Consider the following 15,770-nt stretch of genomic DNA (forward strand, 5'->3'; position numbering starts at 1 on the left):
GCGGCTACTCCTTCACACCGATGTTGTCGATCGGAGGTGCGCCGAGCAGCCGTCGGACGGGCCATACCGTGGTGGTCAACGCCAGCAGTGTCGTGCCGCCGAGCACCGCCGCCCAGCCGAGCGGCGGGACGTACGGGATCGGGCTGCCGGTCAGTCCGTTGACGACCGCGCTCAGGGTCAGCGCCGCGATGGTCGCGCCGATCAGCACCGCGGTGCCGAGCAGCCCGGCCTGTTCGGCGTGGACCATCCAGCGAATCTGACGGCGGGTGACCCCGACCAGTTGGAGCAACGCCAACTCGCGGCGGCGAGCCAGCGCGGCCAGCACCATCGTGGTGGCCGCCGCCAGCGCCGCGTACCCCACCATCACGCCGATGAGCAGCCGGTTCAGCCAGGCGCCGAACGCCAGATCGGTGCTGATCAGGCGCGTACGGGTGGCCGCGTCGAGGACCTGGCTGCCCGGATGCCCAGCCGTCCAGGCGGCCAACGCGGTGTCGGCCTCCGGGCCGGCGCTGACCAGGATCTCGTCGTCGGTATTCCCGGCCGTGTGCCCGGCGACCGTCTCGGCGGCCAGTGTGACGTCGCCGAAGCCGAGGCCACGGCCGTAGATCGCGATGACGTCCAACGTGACCGGGGTGCCGTCGCCCAGCCAGAGCTCCGCCTGATCGCCGACGTCCCAGCCGGACGAGGACGCCTGCATCGCAGACAGTGCGACCGTGCCCGCCCGCAGGTCGGCCAGGTTGCCCTCGCGCACCGCGAGGTCCATCGTCGACGTGATGCCCGCCGGGTCGACCGACTGCGCGCTGACCGGCTCGATTCCGCCGAGCGCCCGCACCACCACCTGCGTACGGTGCACACCAGTGGCCGCCCGCACCCCGGCCAACTCCCGGATCTCCCGCGCCGCGTCCGCCGGCAGCCCACCCGGAGCGACAAGCACCCGCTCGGCGAGGGTTCCCGCGCTGCTCTGCGTGGTGGTCTGCCGTTCCAGGTTCGTCTGCAGGAACCAGACCGAGTCGCCGAACCCCACGGACAGCACGAGGGCGGTCAGGACTGTCGCCATGCCCTGCGCGTTGGCCCGCAGATTGGCCGCAGCCAGGTAGCCGCTGACCCGCCACATCCGCGGCAACAGCGGTGTGAGCAGGCGTGCCGCGTACGCGTTGATCCTGGGTGCGAGCAGCGCCACCGCGATGACGAACAGGTACAGCATGCCGACCGCGCCGGCCAGTGCCCCGGTCGACCCGGCGGCACCGAGCGTGAACGACGCGGAGGCGCCGGCCGCCACCAGCGTCACCACGCCGGCGATCAGCCGCACCCGGCCGCTACGCCGAGGCTCGACAGCGATCTCGCCGAGCGCCTCGATCGGCTTGATCCCGGTGATCCGGCGTGCGGCGACCAACGCGGCGAGCACCGCCACGAGGACCGCCGTACCGACCGCGGCCGGCACCGCGAACAGGCCGTCGGCCATCGGGAAGCTGGCCGGCACGAACCCCCGCCCGACCAGCTCGCCGTGCAACCAGCGGGCCGCCAGCAGGCCGGCCGGGCCGCCGATCGCAGAGCCGATCAGGGCGAGCAGCGCGGCCTCGGCGACCAGCATGCGACGCACCTGCCCCGGCGTGGCCGCGACCGCGCGTAGTAACGCCAGGTCACGTCGACGGTGCCGGACGGACAACCCGATGATGCCGGCCACCACGAAGACGATCAGCAGGACGACGTACCCCCCGAAGACCGATCCGACCTCGATCAGCAACGTCTGGGCGGCCTGGTTCTCCGACTGCTCGACGTTCCCGCGTTCTTTCCCGCCGTACGTCGTGGCGCCGGCCGCCGACGCGATCTCGCGTACCGCGCCGAGGTCGGCGCCGGGCACCATCCGCACGCCGATCGCATCCACCCGACCCGGGTGGGCGGACAACCGGGCGGCCTGCGCGTCGGTGAAGAACACCGCCGCCGAACCGATCTCGGCGGCTCCGCTCACCCGGTACGACCGCCCGACCCCGCCGACGACCAGCTCGATGCGCTCGCCGGGTGCCACGCCGAAACGGGTGTCGACCAACACCTCGTCGTCGGCGCGTGGCGCGGCACCCGCGGCGATGGGACGACCGGTGAAGGCGTACGTGTCCCAGCCATGTCCCACGGCAGCGGGTGAGCCGATCAGCACCCCTTCGTCGCCGGTGACGGCCGCGACGCCCGGCACCCGGCGGATCCGGTCCACCAGGGCCGCGTCCACAGTGCCGCCCTCGGGCAGCGTGACGGTGCTCGTGGTGGTGTCGCCGCCGAACTCCCTGAACGTGTGGCTGACCGTGCGGTTGGCGACGACCACGTCGGCCGTGGCCCAGAGCCGTGGCTCCGGGCGGAAACGCAGCCCGGACTCGACGAGCGTGCCCATCGCTACCAGGATCAGCACGCCGGCCATCAGGGCCAGCAGGGTCGCGGCGGCCGGGCCGGCGCGGTGCCGCAGCAGGCGGGCGGCGAGGCCGATCATCGGACGACCCGCCGATCCAGCGATGCCAGGTGCTCGGCGATACCGGCGGCGCCGAGCTGCGGAAGGTCGGCGACGATCGCACCGTCGGCCAACACGAGCACACGGTCCGCGTACGACGCGGCGATCGGATCGTGGGTCACCATCACCACGGTCAGCCCGTGTTCGTCCACGACCGCGCGAAGCAGCGTCAGCACCTCCGCCGCGGTCCGCGAGTCGAGGGCGCCGGTGGGCTCGTCCGAGAAGATCACCTCGGGGCGGGTGGCCAGCGCCCGGGCGATCGCCACCCGCTGCTGCTGGCCGCCGGAGAGCGCGGCCGGCCGGTGGTGCAGTCGGTCGGTGAGGCCGACCCGCTCGACCACCTGGGTCAGCCAGGCCCGGTCCGGACGAACGCCGGCCAGGCGCAGGGGCAGCACGATGTTCTCCTCGACGGTGAGCGCGCCGATCAGGTTGAACGCCTGGAAGACGAACCCGATCCGGGTACGACGCAGCTCGGTCAGGCGGGTCTCGGACAGCCCGGACAGGTCGGTGCCTCCGATGACCACCCGACCGGAGGTGGGCCGGTCGAGCCCGGCCGCGGTCTGCAGCAGTGTGCTCTTGCCGGAGCCCGAGGGCCCCATCACCGCGGTGAAGGTGCCCCGGTCGAAGCCGACGTCGACGCCCGCAAGCGCAGTCACCGGGTTACGGCCGGCGTCGTACACGCGGGTGAGGTGTTCGACGCGTACCGCCGGTTCGATGGTCTGTCCCGGATAATCCGGCATTCTGGTGGCCTCTCTCCGTCTCATCGGCAAGAACTGCGCGCACCAGAAACGCTATTGACGTACGAGAACGGCGACCATCCCGCGGGCTACCAGGTCCGGGTACAGCAGGCGCTACCGCCGATCACCGTTCAGGTAGCGCAGCACCGCGGTGACCCGGCGATCGGCTTGGTCGTCCGGTGGAAGCTGAAGCTTCGAGAAGATGCTGCGGATGTGCTTGTGTACCGCGCCGTCGCTGACGAACAGCCGCCCGGCGATCGCGCTGTTGCCAAGCCCTTCGGCCATCAACGCCAGCACCTCACGCTCACGCGGCGACAGCTCGCTCAGCGCCGTGTCCGTCCGGCGGTTGCGGGCGAGCAACTGCGCCACCACCTCCGGGTCGATCACGCTGCCGCCGTTCGCGACGCGGTGCAGCGCGGCGAGGAACTCCTCGACCCGACCCACCCGCTCCTTCAACAGATAACCGAGCCCGACGGCGCCGACCGAGAACAATTCGGTGGCGAACGCCTGCTCCACGTACGCCGACAGGACCAGCACCGCAAGGCCGGGGCGGCGCTGTCGGGCCTCCACCGCGGCCACGATGCCCTCGTCGGTGTGGGTCGGCGGCATCCGTACGTCGACGATCGCGACGTCCGGCGCATGGTCGTCGACGGCGATCAGGAACTCACCCGGAGTACCGGCCGTGGCGACCACGTCCAGATCCTCCGCCCGCAGCAGCAGAGCCAGCCCCTCACGCAGCAGCGGGTCGTCCTCGGCGATCACGATCCGCACGGCAGCTCCACGTCCATCCTCGTCGGCCCTCCCGGTGGGCTCGTCAGCGTCATCCGGCCGTCGTACGCCTCGACCCGCCGGCGGATACCGGCGAGCCCTGAGCCACGTGCCTCGTCCGCGTCACCGTGCCCGTCGTCCTCGATGCACACCAGCAGCCGGCCGCGTTCGCGGCGCACGGCCACGTCCACCTGGCTCGCACCACTGTGCCGGACGACGTTGGTCAGCGCCTCGGCCACCACGAAGTACGCGGTGGCCTCGACCGAGGCCGCGCACCGCACCGCCACGTCCACCTCAAGCCGGCAGGGCACCACACAACTGCCGGCCAGGCCCGCCAGTGCGCCGGCGAGACCCCGGTCGTCCAGCACCGGTGGCAGGATCCCGCGCACCACCGTACGCAGCTCGGCGAGCGCCTGTTCCGCAGCGTCCTGCGCCTGCCCGAGGATCTCGTCGGCGCGGTCCGGATTGCGGCGCGCGGCCCGCCGCGCGGCACCCAGCAACACGTTGACCGCGACCAACCGGTTCTGGGTGCCGTCGTGCAACGAACGCTCGATCCGGCGCAGCTCGACCGCGTGGGCGTCCAGCGCCGCGGCGCGGGTGGCGGTCAGCTCGGCCACCCGCAGCGACAGGTCGACGCCCGGCGGCGGAGACAGCAGCAGCCGGCTCGGCCATGCCTGGAGACGGGCCAGGACCGGGCCGAGCCAGAGCGCGGCGGCCAGCCAGCCCACCCCGAGCAACCCGACCGCGAGTGCCTCGGACAAACCGTCGATGCGCCACCAGACGATCCCCGGCGCTCCGGCGTCGGCAGGGAGCAGCCCGTACCACAGCGGGAACGTGACGTACTGCACGGCAGAGAGTGGCAGCGTGAGGCCGACCAGCCCGGTCACCAGGCCGATGAGCGAGTACAGCGCGACCCAGCCGAGCTCCCGGCGCACGAAAGGATCACGGGTCGCCGTCCGCAACCCGGCCGGCACCGGCCCCGGCGTGGGGATCGGCTCATCCCAGCGGGACAGCCGGGCCCGCTCGCGGTCGGCCACCGAGCGCACCGCCCGCAACGCACCGGGCGCCGCCAGCAGCCCCACCCCGCCCACGCAGGTCACCGCCACGATCGCCGCCCAGAGCAGCGCGCCCAGCGCCAACGTGGCGGTGCCCAGCCCTCCGACGAGGTGCTCCAGGGCGTCGACCAAGGTGCGAACCCGGTCCCGCACGTCCGCCATCGACCCACCTCCCCCGCCAACATAGGCCACCGCGGAACCCGCCCGGCAACGTCCGGCGTGCAAGGTACAGCCTGCTGTACCACGGTCGTCGAGCTGGCGGGATCGTCCCCGCCGCGCCGCCCGCCTAGCGTTGACGGCATCGAGGAACGTTCGTCGAAGGAGGTTGTCATGACCGATCCGTATCGCCTCACCCAGGCCCCGGTCACCGCACCGAACAAGCCGGGCGGCCTGCTCCGCCCGCTGCTGTGGCTGGTGCTCTTCGTCAGCGCGGCGGCCAACGTGGTGCTGTCGACCGCAGCGGACAACCCGTGGGTCAGCTCGGCGTCCGGGCTGGTGGCGGTGCTCTGCGCGGTCGCGCTGATCGTCCACCACCGCCGTAACCGCGCGCGAGAGTCGTAGGGGGACAACCCCACCCGTCGTCGCGCTCGATCACCCCCCGCCACTCCGGCTCGGCAGCGCGGTCACACTCGTGGTGGCGGGTCACGCGGAGTTGCGCCACCTGCGGCCGTGCCGGCCGATGAGCCGGTCGGCGTCGGTGGGGCCCCAGGAGGCGGCCTCGTAGGTGGGGATCGGCGAATTGTCCTTCGCCCAGTTGTCGATGATCGGGTCGACGATCCGCCAGCACTGCTGCACCTCGTCGCTGCGGATGAACAGCGACGCGTCGCCGATCAGTGCGTCCAGGAGCAGACGCTCGTACGCCTCCGGGGACTCCTCGGCGAACGTCTGGTCGTAGGAGAACTCCATCGTGGCGGTGCGGACCCGGAAGGAGTGGCCCGGCACTTTGGCGCCGAAGCGCAGCGAGATGCCCTCGTTCGGCTGGATCCGCAGGATCAGCGCGTCAGCGTCGAGGCCGGTGAGCTGGTCGGTCGGGATCGGCAGGTGCGGCGGCCGTTGGAACTGCAGTGCCACCTCGGTGAGCCGGGCCGGCAGGCGCTTGCCGGTGCGCACGTAGAACGGCACCCCGGCCCAGCGCCAGTTGTCCACGTTGAGCCGCATCGCGGCGTACGTCTCGGTCCGCGACAGGGGGTCGACGCCGGCCTCCTCGCGGTAGCCGGCCATCAACTCCTCGCGGGTGCCGCCCCGGGTGTACTGCCCCCGGACCGCGGCCTCGGCGATGTCCCGGTCGGTGGGCAGGCGGATCGCCTGCAGCAGCTTCACCTTCTCGTTGCGCAGGCCCTCAGCCTCGAACGAGGCCGGTGGCTCCATCAGGGCCAGTGCGAGGACCTGGAGCACGTGGTTCTGCACGATGTCCCGCATCGCGCCGGCGTCCTCGTAGAAGCCGCCGCGGCTGCCGACGCCGAGGGTCTCGGCGACGGTGATCTGCACGTGGTCGACCCAGGAGCGATCCCAGATGGGCTGGAAGATCGAGTTCGCGAAGCGCAGCGCCAGCACGTTCTGGACGGTGTCCTTGCCCAGATAGTGATCGATCCGGAAGACCTGGTGCTCGTCGAACGCGTTGTGCACGACGCCGTCGAGCTCACGGGCCGTGACCAGGTCGCGCCCGTACGGCTTCTCGATGACCAGGCGGGAGAAGGAACCTTCGCGTGGCTGGTTGAGCCCGACACCGGCCAGTCCGTTGATCACCGGCTCGAACGCGCCGGCGGGGGTGGACAGGTAGAAGAGCCGGTTGCCGGACGTGCCCCGCTGTGCGTCCAGCTCGTCGAGGGTCTCCACGAGCCGCTTGTAGGTCTGCGGGTCGTCGTAGCCGCCGGCCACGTACCGCACCCCGCCCTGGAGTTGGCGCTTGCTGGCGAGGGTGCGTTCGCCGAGGGCGCTCTCGGCGAACTGTTCGTCGGTCATCGGCGTGCGTGCGACGCCGACCAGCGCGAACTGGTCCGGGAGCCGCTCGTGCCGAGCCAGGCTCTCGACTGCGGGCAGCAGCTTACGCCGGGTCAGGTCACCGGAGGCACCGAAGATCACCAGCGTGGCCGGTGGGGCGCTCCGCTCCTGGATGAGCTGAGATGCGTGGTCCATGGTCTGCGTTCCTCCGGGCACAAGGGGTGTGGGGTTGAGGGGTGCCGCGCTGTCACGCCAGAAATCGTGCGGTTGTGGCGGTAGGGTCCGGGGGCCACGCGGCGTGGCCCGTTGGTCGCGAACCTTGAGCGTCGCATGCCGAGTTGACGGTTAGGCAACTCGGCAGCGATTCGGCGCGGCCTGTCGGCTCCCCGCCAACACGAGCTGCCTCGATCGAGGCTGAGCCGGAGGATGGCCGCCGGATACCCGGCACCGCTCTCCGCTCAAGAGACCGTCAACTCGAGGAACGGCCGCTGGAAGCTGGCCTCCCTGCTGTTGAAGCCGACCCACGGGCCGTGACCGGCCGCCAGTTGTGCGACGCCGATGCTGATGGGCTTGCCGGCGGCCAGCTGGTCCCTGACATAGCTGGTGAGGTCGAGGCGACGCCACATCTTCTGCTCGTCCGAGCCGATCACGCCGAGTATCGCGCCCAACGCCGGACGGTTGGCGCAGGTGACGTCGTACTCTTTCCACGGTGAGTCCACCATGAGGACTGCCGACGTGGTGAAGTCCACGTCGGGGTCGGCCGCCATCCCGCCGTAGAGCCACAGGGTGGCGCTGCGGACCGTGCCGGGGACGGAGGCCGGCTCGAACCGGAGATAGCTCAACCGCCGGTATTCGGCTAGGACCGTCGGGTCGTTCGGATGGTTGCGGATCTCCAGCTGGCTTCCGCGGCCGAAGTTGGTGCCGGCGTGGCTGCCACAGCGGACGAAGGCGTCGGCGGTCGGCGTCATCCGGCGGGCCGGCGTGTCCGCGTATGCGTCGGTGGTGCTGGCGTAGATCCGGACCTCGGCGACCACCGTGGAGCTGGTGGACGAGTTGCCCTGCCCGACAAGGCGCACATAGCGGGCGGTGGTCGGCGTGATCGGGTACACCTCGGCGTTGTCCGTGGCGGCGGAGGAGACGGCTCTGGTCGCGGCGGCCTGCCAACTGGTGCCGTCGGTGGAGGTCAGCAGGTCGAATGCGAAGCTTCGCTGCGAACCGAAGGCGAAGGCGACGTTCACCGCCCCGACGGTGCGCTGCGCACCGAGGTCGAGGTCGAGGGTCGAGCCGGCCCAGGTGGTGTCCAGGTCGGCGTCGATGGTGGCCGCGGCTCGGTGGGCGTACTCGCCGGCGGTTACCGAGGCGATGGGCAGCGAGTTGCGGGTCTTCCCCGGCACCCGGAAGTGGATCTTGTAGCTCGGACCGGCGGCCCCGTCCTGGCGGTAGGTGCTCACGGTGGCCGTGCCGGGCAGTTCGGTCGCTTGGCTCACCTGGGCGTACCCGCCGCTCTGGCTCACCGGCGTGACCTGCGGTGGGTCGGTGGTGCCGGGGCCGAGCACCACCTCGTACCGGAAGCGGTTCGGCGTGAACCCGGCCACCGGCGCGCCGTCGACGTGTAACCCGGCCAACTGGGTCGTCGGTGACGCCGGCACGGACCAGTTGGCCAGCGGCGTCAGGGACGGCGCCGCTGGCGGCTGCTCGCCGCCGAACAACGGCGTCAGGCGTAGCGCCAGGGTGGCATTGGTGACACCGGGCAGGTGTACGACGAGCTTCCGGAGCGCTGGCTGGGAGTTCTGCCCCGGCGGGTTGGGGCTGCCCGCCATCGGGGCGGGAAGTCCGACGGACATCGTCGCACCGGCTGGGCCGACAAGTTGCACCGCGAGGCGCTCGTCCCCCCGGTGCAGGGTCGCGGACCGTCCGTCCGGGGCCAACACGACGTCGGCGCGGGTGTGCAGGAAGGACCGGTAGTCGATCGCCGTGGTGGACCGTACCTCGTCCTGGACGAGCACCTGACGACGGTCGTCGAAGAGTTGGATGCCGCGTCGGGCCTGCTGCACCCGGCCGCCGTACATGGCGGTCAGGTCGGTGATGGCATGCCACTGCCGGGGGGAGGAGCCGGTCGACACGATCCGGGCGCCCTGGGTAAGGGCGGTGGACGGCGTCGGGCCCGCACCCAGCAGCATGGTGTTCTGCCCCTGCGGGTGGTTCACGTAGTGGTCCCACCGGCCGCCGGTGTTGCTCTGCCAGGTGAAGTAGTTGGCCAGGTCGTAGTCGTCCGCGCCGAGATCCTCGAACCAGCGCGTCCCGCTCGCGTCCAGGACGAACGAGCCGGCGTCCAGGTTCTCGTGGCCGGCGACCGGATCGAACCCCGCTCGCAGTCCCTTCGTCGCGACATGGACGCCGTTCGGATCGTCCCAGTCGCTGCGTGCCGTGGCCACCTCCACGTGCCGGAAGTAGGCATCGGTCGCGGCTGGATGGGTGGTGCCGGTGGCGGTTGCCGGGTCGTACCAGAGGATGTCCAGCGGCGTGGCCCCCTCGTCGGCCCGGGCAGCTGCCCAGGCGGCCCATTCGGGCCGTTGGTAACGCTGGGCCAGCCACATCAGATAGGGCACCTGCCGGCCCCCGGCGGTGAGTGAGTTGTAGAAGGTTGTACCCCCGTCGCCGTAGTTGAAGAGCGCCCCCTTCGGTCCACTGACGTGAATGGCGAAGTCACCGGTCTTCGCCAGGCCGGGCAGGCCGGAGAGGCCGAAGTCGGTGCCCGTCGCGGTGGTGAAGGCGGCCAGCCAGGTGACGAGGTACTCGGTGGCGAAGAGCCAGTAGGCCGGACCTTCGGCGTAGGCGCCGTCCGGGCCGTACTCCGCGATGCCGTACTGGATGGAGCGGACGCTGCCGACCAGCAAATTGTTGACCTTGGTGCGGACCGTGTCGCCGGCATCGGCGCCGATCGCCAGCGCTCCCAGCGCGACACCGTTGCAGACGATGTTCCAGTTGTGCGGTGCGGTGAAGTTGCCTCCACCCAGCAAGGGCAGCGTCGCATCGATGCCGTGCCTGATGATCGCGTCACGGATCGTCGTCCTGTCGCTCGCGGACAGGAACTGGTAGAACCAGTCGTAGCCGATCGCGAGGGCGTGTGTCATCTGCGCGACGTCGAGGAACCTGCTGTCCGGGTTCCAGGTCTGCAGGCCGGCCGCGGCGAGGAGCTCCGCCCTCGCGCGTTGGGCGTACTCCTGCGGGTCGGTCCCGCCACTGGGGGAGATGTTCCAGACCAGACCCAGCGCGTAGATCCGGCGCTTCACGTCGTCGGCGGTGACCTCCCCGCTCTGCAAACGCTCGTTGGTCGGCAGTTTCTCAGCGGTGGTGTCGAGGACCCGATCGGCGCGTTCCCGTACCGCGGTGAACCACCGCTGTGCCCGGCTGTCGGTCGCGAGCCGGTTGCGCGCGTTGCCGAAGGTTTCCGCGGTGGCGAGCAGCCGGGGGTGCGGCCGGCCGGCGATCTGGGACACGATGTCGGCCGGCGGTTCGATGGCGGCCAGCTGACCGGCTGCCGATCGGCTGGCAGATGGGGTCGCCCCCGTGGCCGGGCCGGGTGCGGAGATGGCGACGAGGCAGGACGCGCCGAGCACCAGAACGGTCAGCCGAGCGCGCCAGCGGGCAGCCGCAGGCGTGATGACATTCGACACAGACAACCCCCGTTGAAGCGTGACGAGCGCGATGACCGTATCGAGGGTGGTGTGTCGTCACAAGAGGTCGCCCGACTGATCCACCACGGCCGAGAGGCCAGGCCGTGCACCGGGTCCACCAGTCCATGGCCCACGGTCCTGCTGGACGAATCCATGATCGCTCGGCCGGTACCGCTGTTCGCACCTACTCGTTCGGCGTCGACGGCGCGATGGCCGCGGCACCTGTTCGCGGTGGAGGCGGTGAACGTCTCACCGATCCGAAGCGCGCGAGCCGTAGGCCGGGCCGAACACCACCAGCAGCGCCAGGTCCTCGGTCACCTCCTCGAACCGGTGCTCCTCGCCAGCCGGCACGAAGATCACCGAACCCGGGCCCACCTCGGCCGCGCCGTCCGGGGTCACGATCCGGGCCTGCCCCGCGGTGACCACGTAGATCTCATCCTCGGTGTGCGGGCTCTGACCGTCGAGACCGCCCGCCGGGATGCAGTACGTTCCCACCGACAGGTCCGGCACCCTCAGGTGTTCGACCCAGTCGTTGGCGGCCCCGGCGGGTGCGGTCCACCGGCCCGCGCCCTCGATGATCTGCATGGCAGAACCCTAAGGGGCATCTCGCAGCCGGTACCCATCGCGCCCCCTCGCATCCGTAGGCGCACTCGCTGCTGGGGCAGGTGCCCGGCATCTACACTCCACCCTCGTGCCGACGAAGACGACGACGCCGCGCAGGTGTCCGACCTGTGCTGACGACCTGGTCCTGCTGGAGGCGGGGGCGCTCTCCTGGTGCGCTGCCTGTCAGTGGAACCTGGACGTGTACGACCCCGCCCTGGCGCCGTGGCGCGGCACTACGATGGTCGGCCGCTGGGGCTTCCGGCGAGGGCTGGAACTCGACCGGTCGACGCATGAGGACTTGCTGGCCGATCCGGAGGCACGCCCGGCCGGGCCGTCGTCGGGCGAGTTCTGGCTGTCGGCGGTCTCCGTGGTGCTGGCGCTGCTGGGGGTGGCGGCAGCGGGCTATCTCGTCTGGCTCGTCGTGGCCAGCGACCTGCCACCGGGGGTACGGCTGGCTCTGGCGATCCCCGCTCTGCTCGTCTTGCTGCTGGTCAAGCCGTCGTTCGGGCGGGTGCCCAAGCATGGCGTGATCACCGAGCGCGAAGCCCCGCAGTTGCATCGTCTGGTGCGGGAGGTCGCAGATGCTGCCGGGACACCGGTTCCCGACGTGATCTGTGCGGACCTGAGTCTCAACGCCGGTGTCGCCCGGCTGGGCTGGCGGCAACGGTCGGTGCTCGTCATCGGGATCCCCCTGTGGGTGATGCTGCCGCGGCCGGCTCGGCTGTCCCTTCTGGCCCATGAGCTGGGTCACCTCGCCAACGGCGATCCGCTTCGGGTCCGCCGGACCCTGCTGGCGAGGACGTTCGGCACCCGGGCGGTAATGGCCACCGGTGGGCGGAACCCTTGGCAGCGGGCCATTCGCGCCTCGGAATCGCTGGCCTCGAACGTCAGCGGGACGGCCGTCCTCTTCGGAATGATCGTTAATGGAATCGTCGCTCTGGTGAACGTCGCCGGCGCGACCGCGCAGCTGCTCGTGGACAGTGTGGCGATGCCCGACAGTCGCCGTGCCGAGTACCGGGCCGATCTGGTCGCCCGCCGGGTGGGCGGCAGCGCACCCTTCCTCCGGTCTTCTGAGACGGTCCTGCTCGCCGGCCGGATCTGGCAGGACTTGTGGCATCAGGCCCCGCGTGTCGACGCTGAGCAACTGGAGGCGATGGCCGCTGAAGCCCGCCAGCGCCTGGCCGCTGACCTGCCGCTGGCCCGTCAGCTCAGCCGGCGGACCACCGATCTGTGGAGTACCCACCCGGGCGAAGACCAGCGGATGCGGCTGATCGAGGCTCTGCCTGACGTCGACGGGGTCCTTTCTGTCGATGACGTCCGTTGGGCCGGGGTCGACACCGAACTCGCGCCGTGGCGCCGTGCCGCACACAACGCCCTCCTTGGTACCCGGGACCGGTTCTGAAGGCCTCGCGCCGCGGCAGCGTGGTGGTGCCGATCGCAGGGCCGGCCGGGCGCTCAGGCGTTGGGTCGACCGGGTACCTGGTCGTGCTGCGGACCGAGCTGGCTGATCTCGTACCCGTCGGGGTAGCTCTTGGCCCTGATTCCCTCGGCGAACAACGGCGTGGTGCGCGGCGCTCCGAACCATCGCTGCAGCCGCGAGCGCACCTTGAGGGCGCCGTGCAGGCCGGCCCGGATCGGCCATGCCGGCGGATCGACCCGCATCGCGCGCCGCAGCGGGGCGTCGTACATGGCGCTGACCAGCGCGTTCCCCAGCGGGCCAAGCATCCGGGGGATCCGGGTGAGCATCAGCATGCGGGTTGCCCGCTCGATGGCTGCCGCGTCGGCGTTGGGCTGTAGGTGAGCAGCGTCGTGGGCGTTGAACCAGGTTTCGAACTCGTCGTACGAACCGGGGATGTCCGTGATGCCCATCCGTCGGCCGAGCTCTCGGTAGAACAGGTGCGTGGCCCGCAGTTCGTGGCAGCAGGGTGGGCGCCAGCCGTATTCCTGCAGCCATCGGGTCGGGATCACCACCAGGCAACCGAGGACGTAGCGGAAGTCGTCGTTGCTGATGTCGTACGGGCGGTGGATCTGGTTGACGCGCCGCAACGCGTCGCGCCCACGGGGTTGCTCGAAGCCGTTGAGCACCATCTCGTACATCAGCAGGCCGGTGTCGTCGATCCGCTTCTGGGTGCGTTCGGTCAGCTCTCCGGTGGCCGTGTGCACCGCGGCGATGGCCGGGACGGAGAAGGACCGGTTGAAGGCGAGGTTGAGGCCGAGTTTCAGGTCCCACGGGAACTCGTGGCGCAGCATGGTCTGGTAGATGTCCAGATAGTTGCGCTCGGGGTCCAGAGTCCGGATCCGGTCCAGGTTGGCGTAACGGCCTTTCATCGGCGGGCCTCTCCTACCGTCGGCTGCGGGGCGCATTCAGTCGCGAGCGCTCAGGTCCAGGCGAGTGTCTCAGTGATGCGGAAGCCACGGCGCAGCCAGGGGCACCCGCAGATTTTCGCGAAGTCCCGGCCAGCGTCATCGTCGACGTGACTCACGACGGTTGCTGGACGAGTCAGCTGACGGACCTACCCGAGTAGCGTCGCCGCCGCGGCCAGGGTGGCCAGCGACAGCGTCGTGGTCACCGCCACCGCCCGGTTGACGACCGTCTCGCCGACGCCGTACTCCTGGCTGTAGATGAAGGTGTTCTGCGCTGTCGGCAGGCCCGCGCACACCACTACGGCGAGCAACTGCGGCGTGGACAGGTGCAGGGCCAGGCCGGCCGTGTACGCGATGATCGGCTGTACGACGAGCTTCAGCGCGGTGATCACGGTCAGTTCGGCCAGCTCAGCCGGCTCTGCCCACGACGGCGCCGTCCGGTGCAGTGACGCGCCGAGCGCGACCAGGGCGGCTGGAACCGCGGCGCCCGACAGCAGGGTGAGCGACGCGCTGGCGGTCGACGGCAGGTGCAGGCCGGTAGCCGAGCAGGCGACACCGAGCAGCGACGCCAGGATCACCGGGTTGCGTACCGGTAGGGAGGCGATACGGCGGACCCGTACCCGCCCGGACGGGTCGCTGTGCCGGTCCAGGGCGACCAGGATCACCGGCGTCACCACCAGTACCTGCAGCAGCACCACCTCGGCCAGGAACGACACGTCGCCGAGGACCTGCGTGGCGATCGGGATGCCGAGGTTCGCCGAGTTCACGTAACCGGCGGCCATGCCCCAGATCGGCCGTTCGCCGCGTGTGCGACCGAACAGCCGGCTCGCGCCGACCCACCCGAACCCGACGACCGCGGCGGTGCTCACCGCGAAGGCGAGCAGCGGGCGACCGGCGAATCCGGATAGCGGCATGCGGGACAGGGCGAGGAACAGGGCGGACGGCATCGCGAGATGGAACACGAACCGGCCGAGCACCGACGCCACCGCCTCGCCCAGCAGGCCCCAACGACAGGCGATGTAGCCGACGGCGGTGAGGATCCAGACCGGTATGAACGCCGACACCAAGCTCATGGGGGCGTCACCGGCGGGCCTGCGCCGCGCTTTCGCCGGTCTTCAGATACACCGACGCGCCCAAGGTACCGACCACGCCGCCGGGGGTTGTCCACGGGCACGTCGACCGGGAAGCCACGCGCTCAGCCTCGCATCCCGTCCGGACCGAACAAACATCCCGCTCATCCGCGGCGTCACGTCACTGACTGTCCCGCCTCGGCACCGTCGGGTTGCGCGCGGAGGGAGGCAGCGAGTTCGTCCTGCTGTCGAAGCCGAGTAACAGTCGGCGCGGAGCGGCTGGCACCGCACCCGGCGACCCTGTTCGCCCACTCGATCCAGACGGGTGGTCACCTACGACCCTTCAGTGCTTACCGCCCGGCGGTTCTGTGCATAGCCTGCTCGAATGAGGCGCCCCCGGAACGTCATGAGAGTGGTCATCGGCGGGGTCGCACTGTTTCTGTTCCAGTATTTCGAGGAGAAGGTGGCGAAGCAGCTCACGTTCGCCTTGTACATTCTCACCCTGTTCGTCGAAACCTGGTTCACCGACAACGCCAAGAAGATCAAGGCCGGACGGGGGAGCGGAGGCAGCCCCGCCTCCCCGGTGTCCGTGCCCGGGCAGACGTGGCCGTCCTCGCTGCCGTCGGACCGGTCCACCTTCGGGGATTTCCTCTCGGTCCTGGCGATCTTCATTCCGTCGGCCATCATGGCCGACTCGTTCTTCTTCACCGACTGGCTCGACCTTCCCGCGACGTCACCAGGTCCGGGTGAACTCGACCTCGGCGCCATCGCTGTGGTGGTGAAGATCGTGGCCTCGGTGCTCGCACTGGGGATCGCATTCCTGGGACCGGTGGTCGTCAGCGTCTTCTCGTACATCGGGCTGACGTCCTGGATGGAGGAGCGGACCGCCGACCGCAGAAGAGCCGCAGGGGAACCTGCCACGCAAGCCGTAGGGGCCGGCTGTCTCGCCCTCGTGCCGGCTGCGGTGGTCCTGCTCCTCGGCTACGGTCACTTTCTCCTGAGCTATGCGTTCTACGAGGCGATCGGTGCACTCAGGACGCAGTGAGGTGGTCAGAGCCGCC

12 protein-coding genes are annotated in these 15,770 nt (G+C 70.5%); 3 read left to right on the top strand and 9 right to left on the bottom strand.

Going from position 1 to position 15,770, the window contains the following annotated elements; genetic code table 11:
* Positions 1-4: 4 nt before the first annotated feature.
* The 4 genes from O7614_RS13980 to O7614_RS13995 form a co-directional block, all read right to left on the bottom strand.
* Positions 5-2,476: an FtsX-like permease family protein gene (locus O7614_RS13980; protein WP_278138871.1), complete on the bottom strand. Its 2,472-nt coding sequence runs from the start codon at positions 2,474-2,476 to the stop codon at positions 5-7.
* Positions 2,473-3,234 (bottom strand): ABC transporter ATP-binding protein, encoded by a 762-nt coding sequence (locus O7614_RS13985; RefSeq protein ID WP_278138872.1) that lies wholly within the window; start codon positions 3,232-3,234, stop codon positions 2,473-2,475. The genes O7614_RS13980 and O7614_RS13985 overlap by 4 nt, the downstream gene beginning before the upstream one ends.
* A gap of 111 nt (positions 3,235-3,345) precedes the next feature.
* Entirely contained in the window at positions 3,346-4,002 is a 657-nt protein-coding gene (locus O7614_RS13990; protein WP_278138873.1) for a response regulator transcription factor, read from the bottom strand.
* Complete coding sequence (locus O7614_RS13995; protein WP_278138874.1) at positions 3,990-5,216, bottom strand: sensor histidine kinase; 1,227 nt, start codon at positions 5,214-5,216, stop codon at positions 3,990-3,992. Before O7614_RS13995 ends, O7614_RS13990 begins: the two co-directional genes overlap by 13 nt.
* Before the next feature lie 168 nt (positions 5,217-5,384).
* On the opposite strand from O7614_RS13995, the gene O7614_RS14000 reads away from it, so the two are divergent.
* Positions 5,385-5,615, top strand: coding sequence for a hypothetical protein (locus tag O7614_RS14000; RefSeq protein WP_278138875.1), 231 nt, complete (start codon positions 5,385-5,387; stop codon positions 5,613-5,615).
* Between the two features lie 81 nt (positions 5,616-5,696).
* Here the strand turns inward: O7614_RS14000 and zwf are convergent, their stop codons facing one another.
* The 3 genes from zwf to O7614_RS14015 all read right to left on the bottom strand — a co-directional run bounded on the left by zwf (position 5,697) and on the right by O7614_RS14015 (position 11,257).
* Positions 5,697-7,190: a glucose-6-phosphate dehydrogenase gene (gene zwf / locus O7614_RS14005; protein ID WP_278138876.1), complete on the bottom strand. Its 1,494-nt coding sequence runs from the start codon at positions 7,188-7,190 to the stop codon at positions 5,697-5,699.
* A gap of 263 nt (positions 7,191-7,453) precedes the next feature.
* Positions 7,454-10,672 (bottom strand): DNRLRE domain-containing protein, encoded by a 3,219-nt coding sequence (locus O7614_RS14010; protein ID WP_278138878.1) that lies wholly within the window; start codon positions 10,670-10,672, stop codon positions 7,454-7,456.
* A 249-nt stretch (positions 10,673-10,921) separates the two neighbouring features.
* On the bottom strand, positions 10,922-11,257 hold the full coding sequence (locus O7614_RS14015) for a cupin domain-containing protein (RefSeq protein WP_278138879.1): 336 nt from the start codon (positions 11,255-11,257) through the stop codon (positions 10,922-10,924).
* Positions 11,258-11,474: 217 nt separating this feature from the next.
* Here O7614_RS14015 and O7614_RS14020 point away from each other — a divergent pair, with 217 nt between their 5' ends.
* Positions 11,475-12,677: a M48 family metallopeptidase gene (locus tag O7614_RS14020; protein WP_278138880.1), complete on the top strand. Its 1,203-nt coding sequence runs from the start codon at positions 11,475-11,477 to the stop codon at positions 12,675-12,677.
* A gap of 53 nt (positions 12,678-12,730) precedes the next feature.
* Here the strand turns inward: O7614_RS14020 and O7614_RS14025 are convergent, their stop codons facing one another.
* Together O7614_RS14025 and O7614_RS14030 are read right to left on the bottom strand one after the other, a co-directional pair.
* Positions 12,731-13,603 (bottom strand): oxygenase MpaB family protein, encoded by an 873-nt coding sequence (locus O7614_RS14025; protein WP_278138881.1) that lies wholly within the window; start codon positions 13,601-13,603, stop codon positions 12,731-12,733.
* Between the two features lie 185 nt (positions 13,604-13,788).
* On the bottom strand, positions 13,789-14,712 hold the full coding sequence (locus O7614_RS14030) for an AEC family transporter (protein ID WP_278138882.1): 924 nt from the start codon (positions 14,710-14,712) through the stop codon (positions 13,789-13,791).
* Positions 14,713-15,121: 409 nt separating this feature from the next.
* Here O7614_RS14030 and O7614_RS14035 point away from each other — a divergent pair, with 409 nt between their 5' ends.
* Entirely contained in the window at positions 15,122-15,754 is a 633-nt protein-coding gene (locus tag O7614_RS14035) for a hypothetical protein (RefSeq protein WP_278138883.1), read from the top strand.
* Positions 15,755-15,770: the final 16 nt, after the last annotated feature.

It is taken from the genome of Micromonospora sp. WMMD961 (assembly GCF_029626145.1).
Taxonomy (GTDB): Bacteria; Actinomycetota; Actinomycetes; order Mycobacteriales; family Micromonosporaceae; genus Micromonospora.

What these genes read in the sequence shown, in the direction of transcription:
- O7614_RS13980 (WP_278138871.1), bottom strand. Translation starts at nt 2,476, where the DNA reads ATGATCGGCCTCGCCGCCCGCCTGCTGCGGCACCGCGCCGGCCCGGCC.
- O7614_RS13985 (WP_278138872.1), bottom strand. Translation starts at nt 3,234, where the DNA reads ATGCCGGATTATCCGGGACAGACCATCGAACCGGCGGTACGCGTCGAA.
- O7614_RS13995 (WP_278138874.1), bottom strand. Translation starts at nt 5,216, where the DNA reads ATGGCGGACGTGCGGGACCGGGTTCGCACCTTGGTCGACGCCCTGGAG.
- O7614_RS14000 (WP_278138875.1), top strand. Translation starts at nt 5,385, where the DNA reads ATGACCGATCCGTATCGCCTCACCCAGGCCCCGGTCACCGCACCGAAC.
- zwf (WP_278138876.1), bottom strand. Translation starts at nt 7,190, where the DNA reads ATGGACCACGCATCTCAGCTCATCCAGGAGCGGAGCGCCCCACCGGCC.
- O7614_RS14015 (WP_278138879.1), bottom strand. Translation starts at nt 11,257, where the DNA reads ATGCAGATCATCGAGGGCGCGGGCCGGTGGACCGCACCCGCCGGGGCC.
- O7614_RS14025 (WP_278138881.1), bottom strand. Translation starts at nt 13,603, where the DNA reads ATGAAAGGCCGTTACGCCAACCTGGACCGGATCCGGACTCTGGACCCC.
- O7614_RS14030 (WP_278138882.1), bottom strand. Translation starts at nt 14,712, where the DNA reads ATGAGCTTGGTGTCGGCGTTCATACCGGTCTGGATCCTCACCGCCGTC.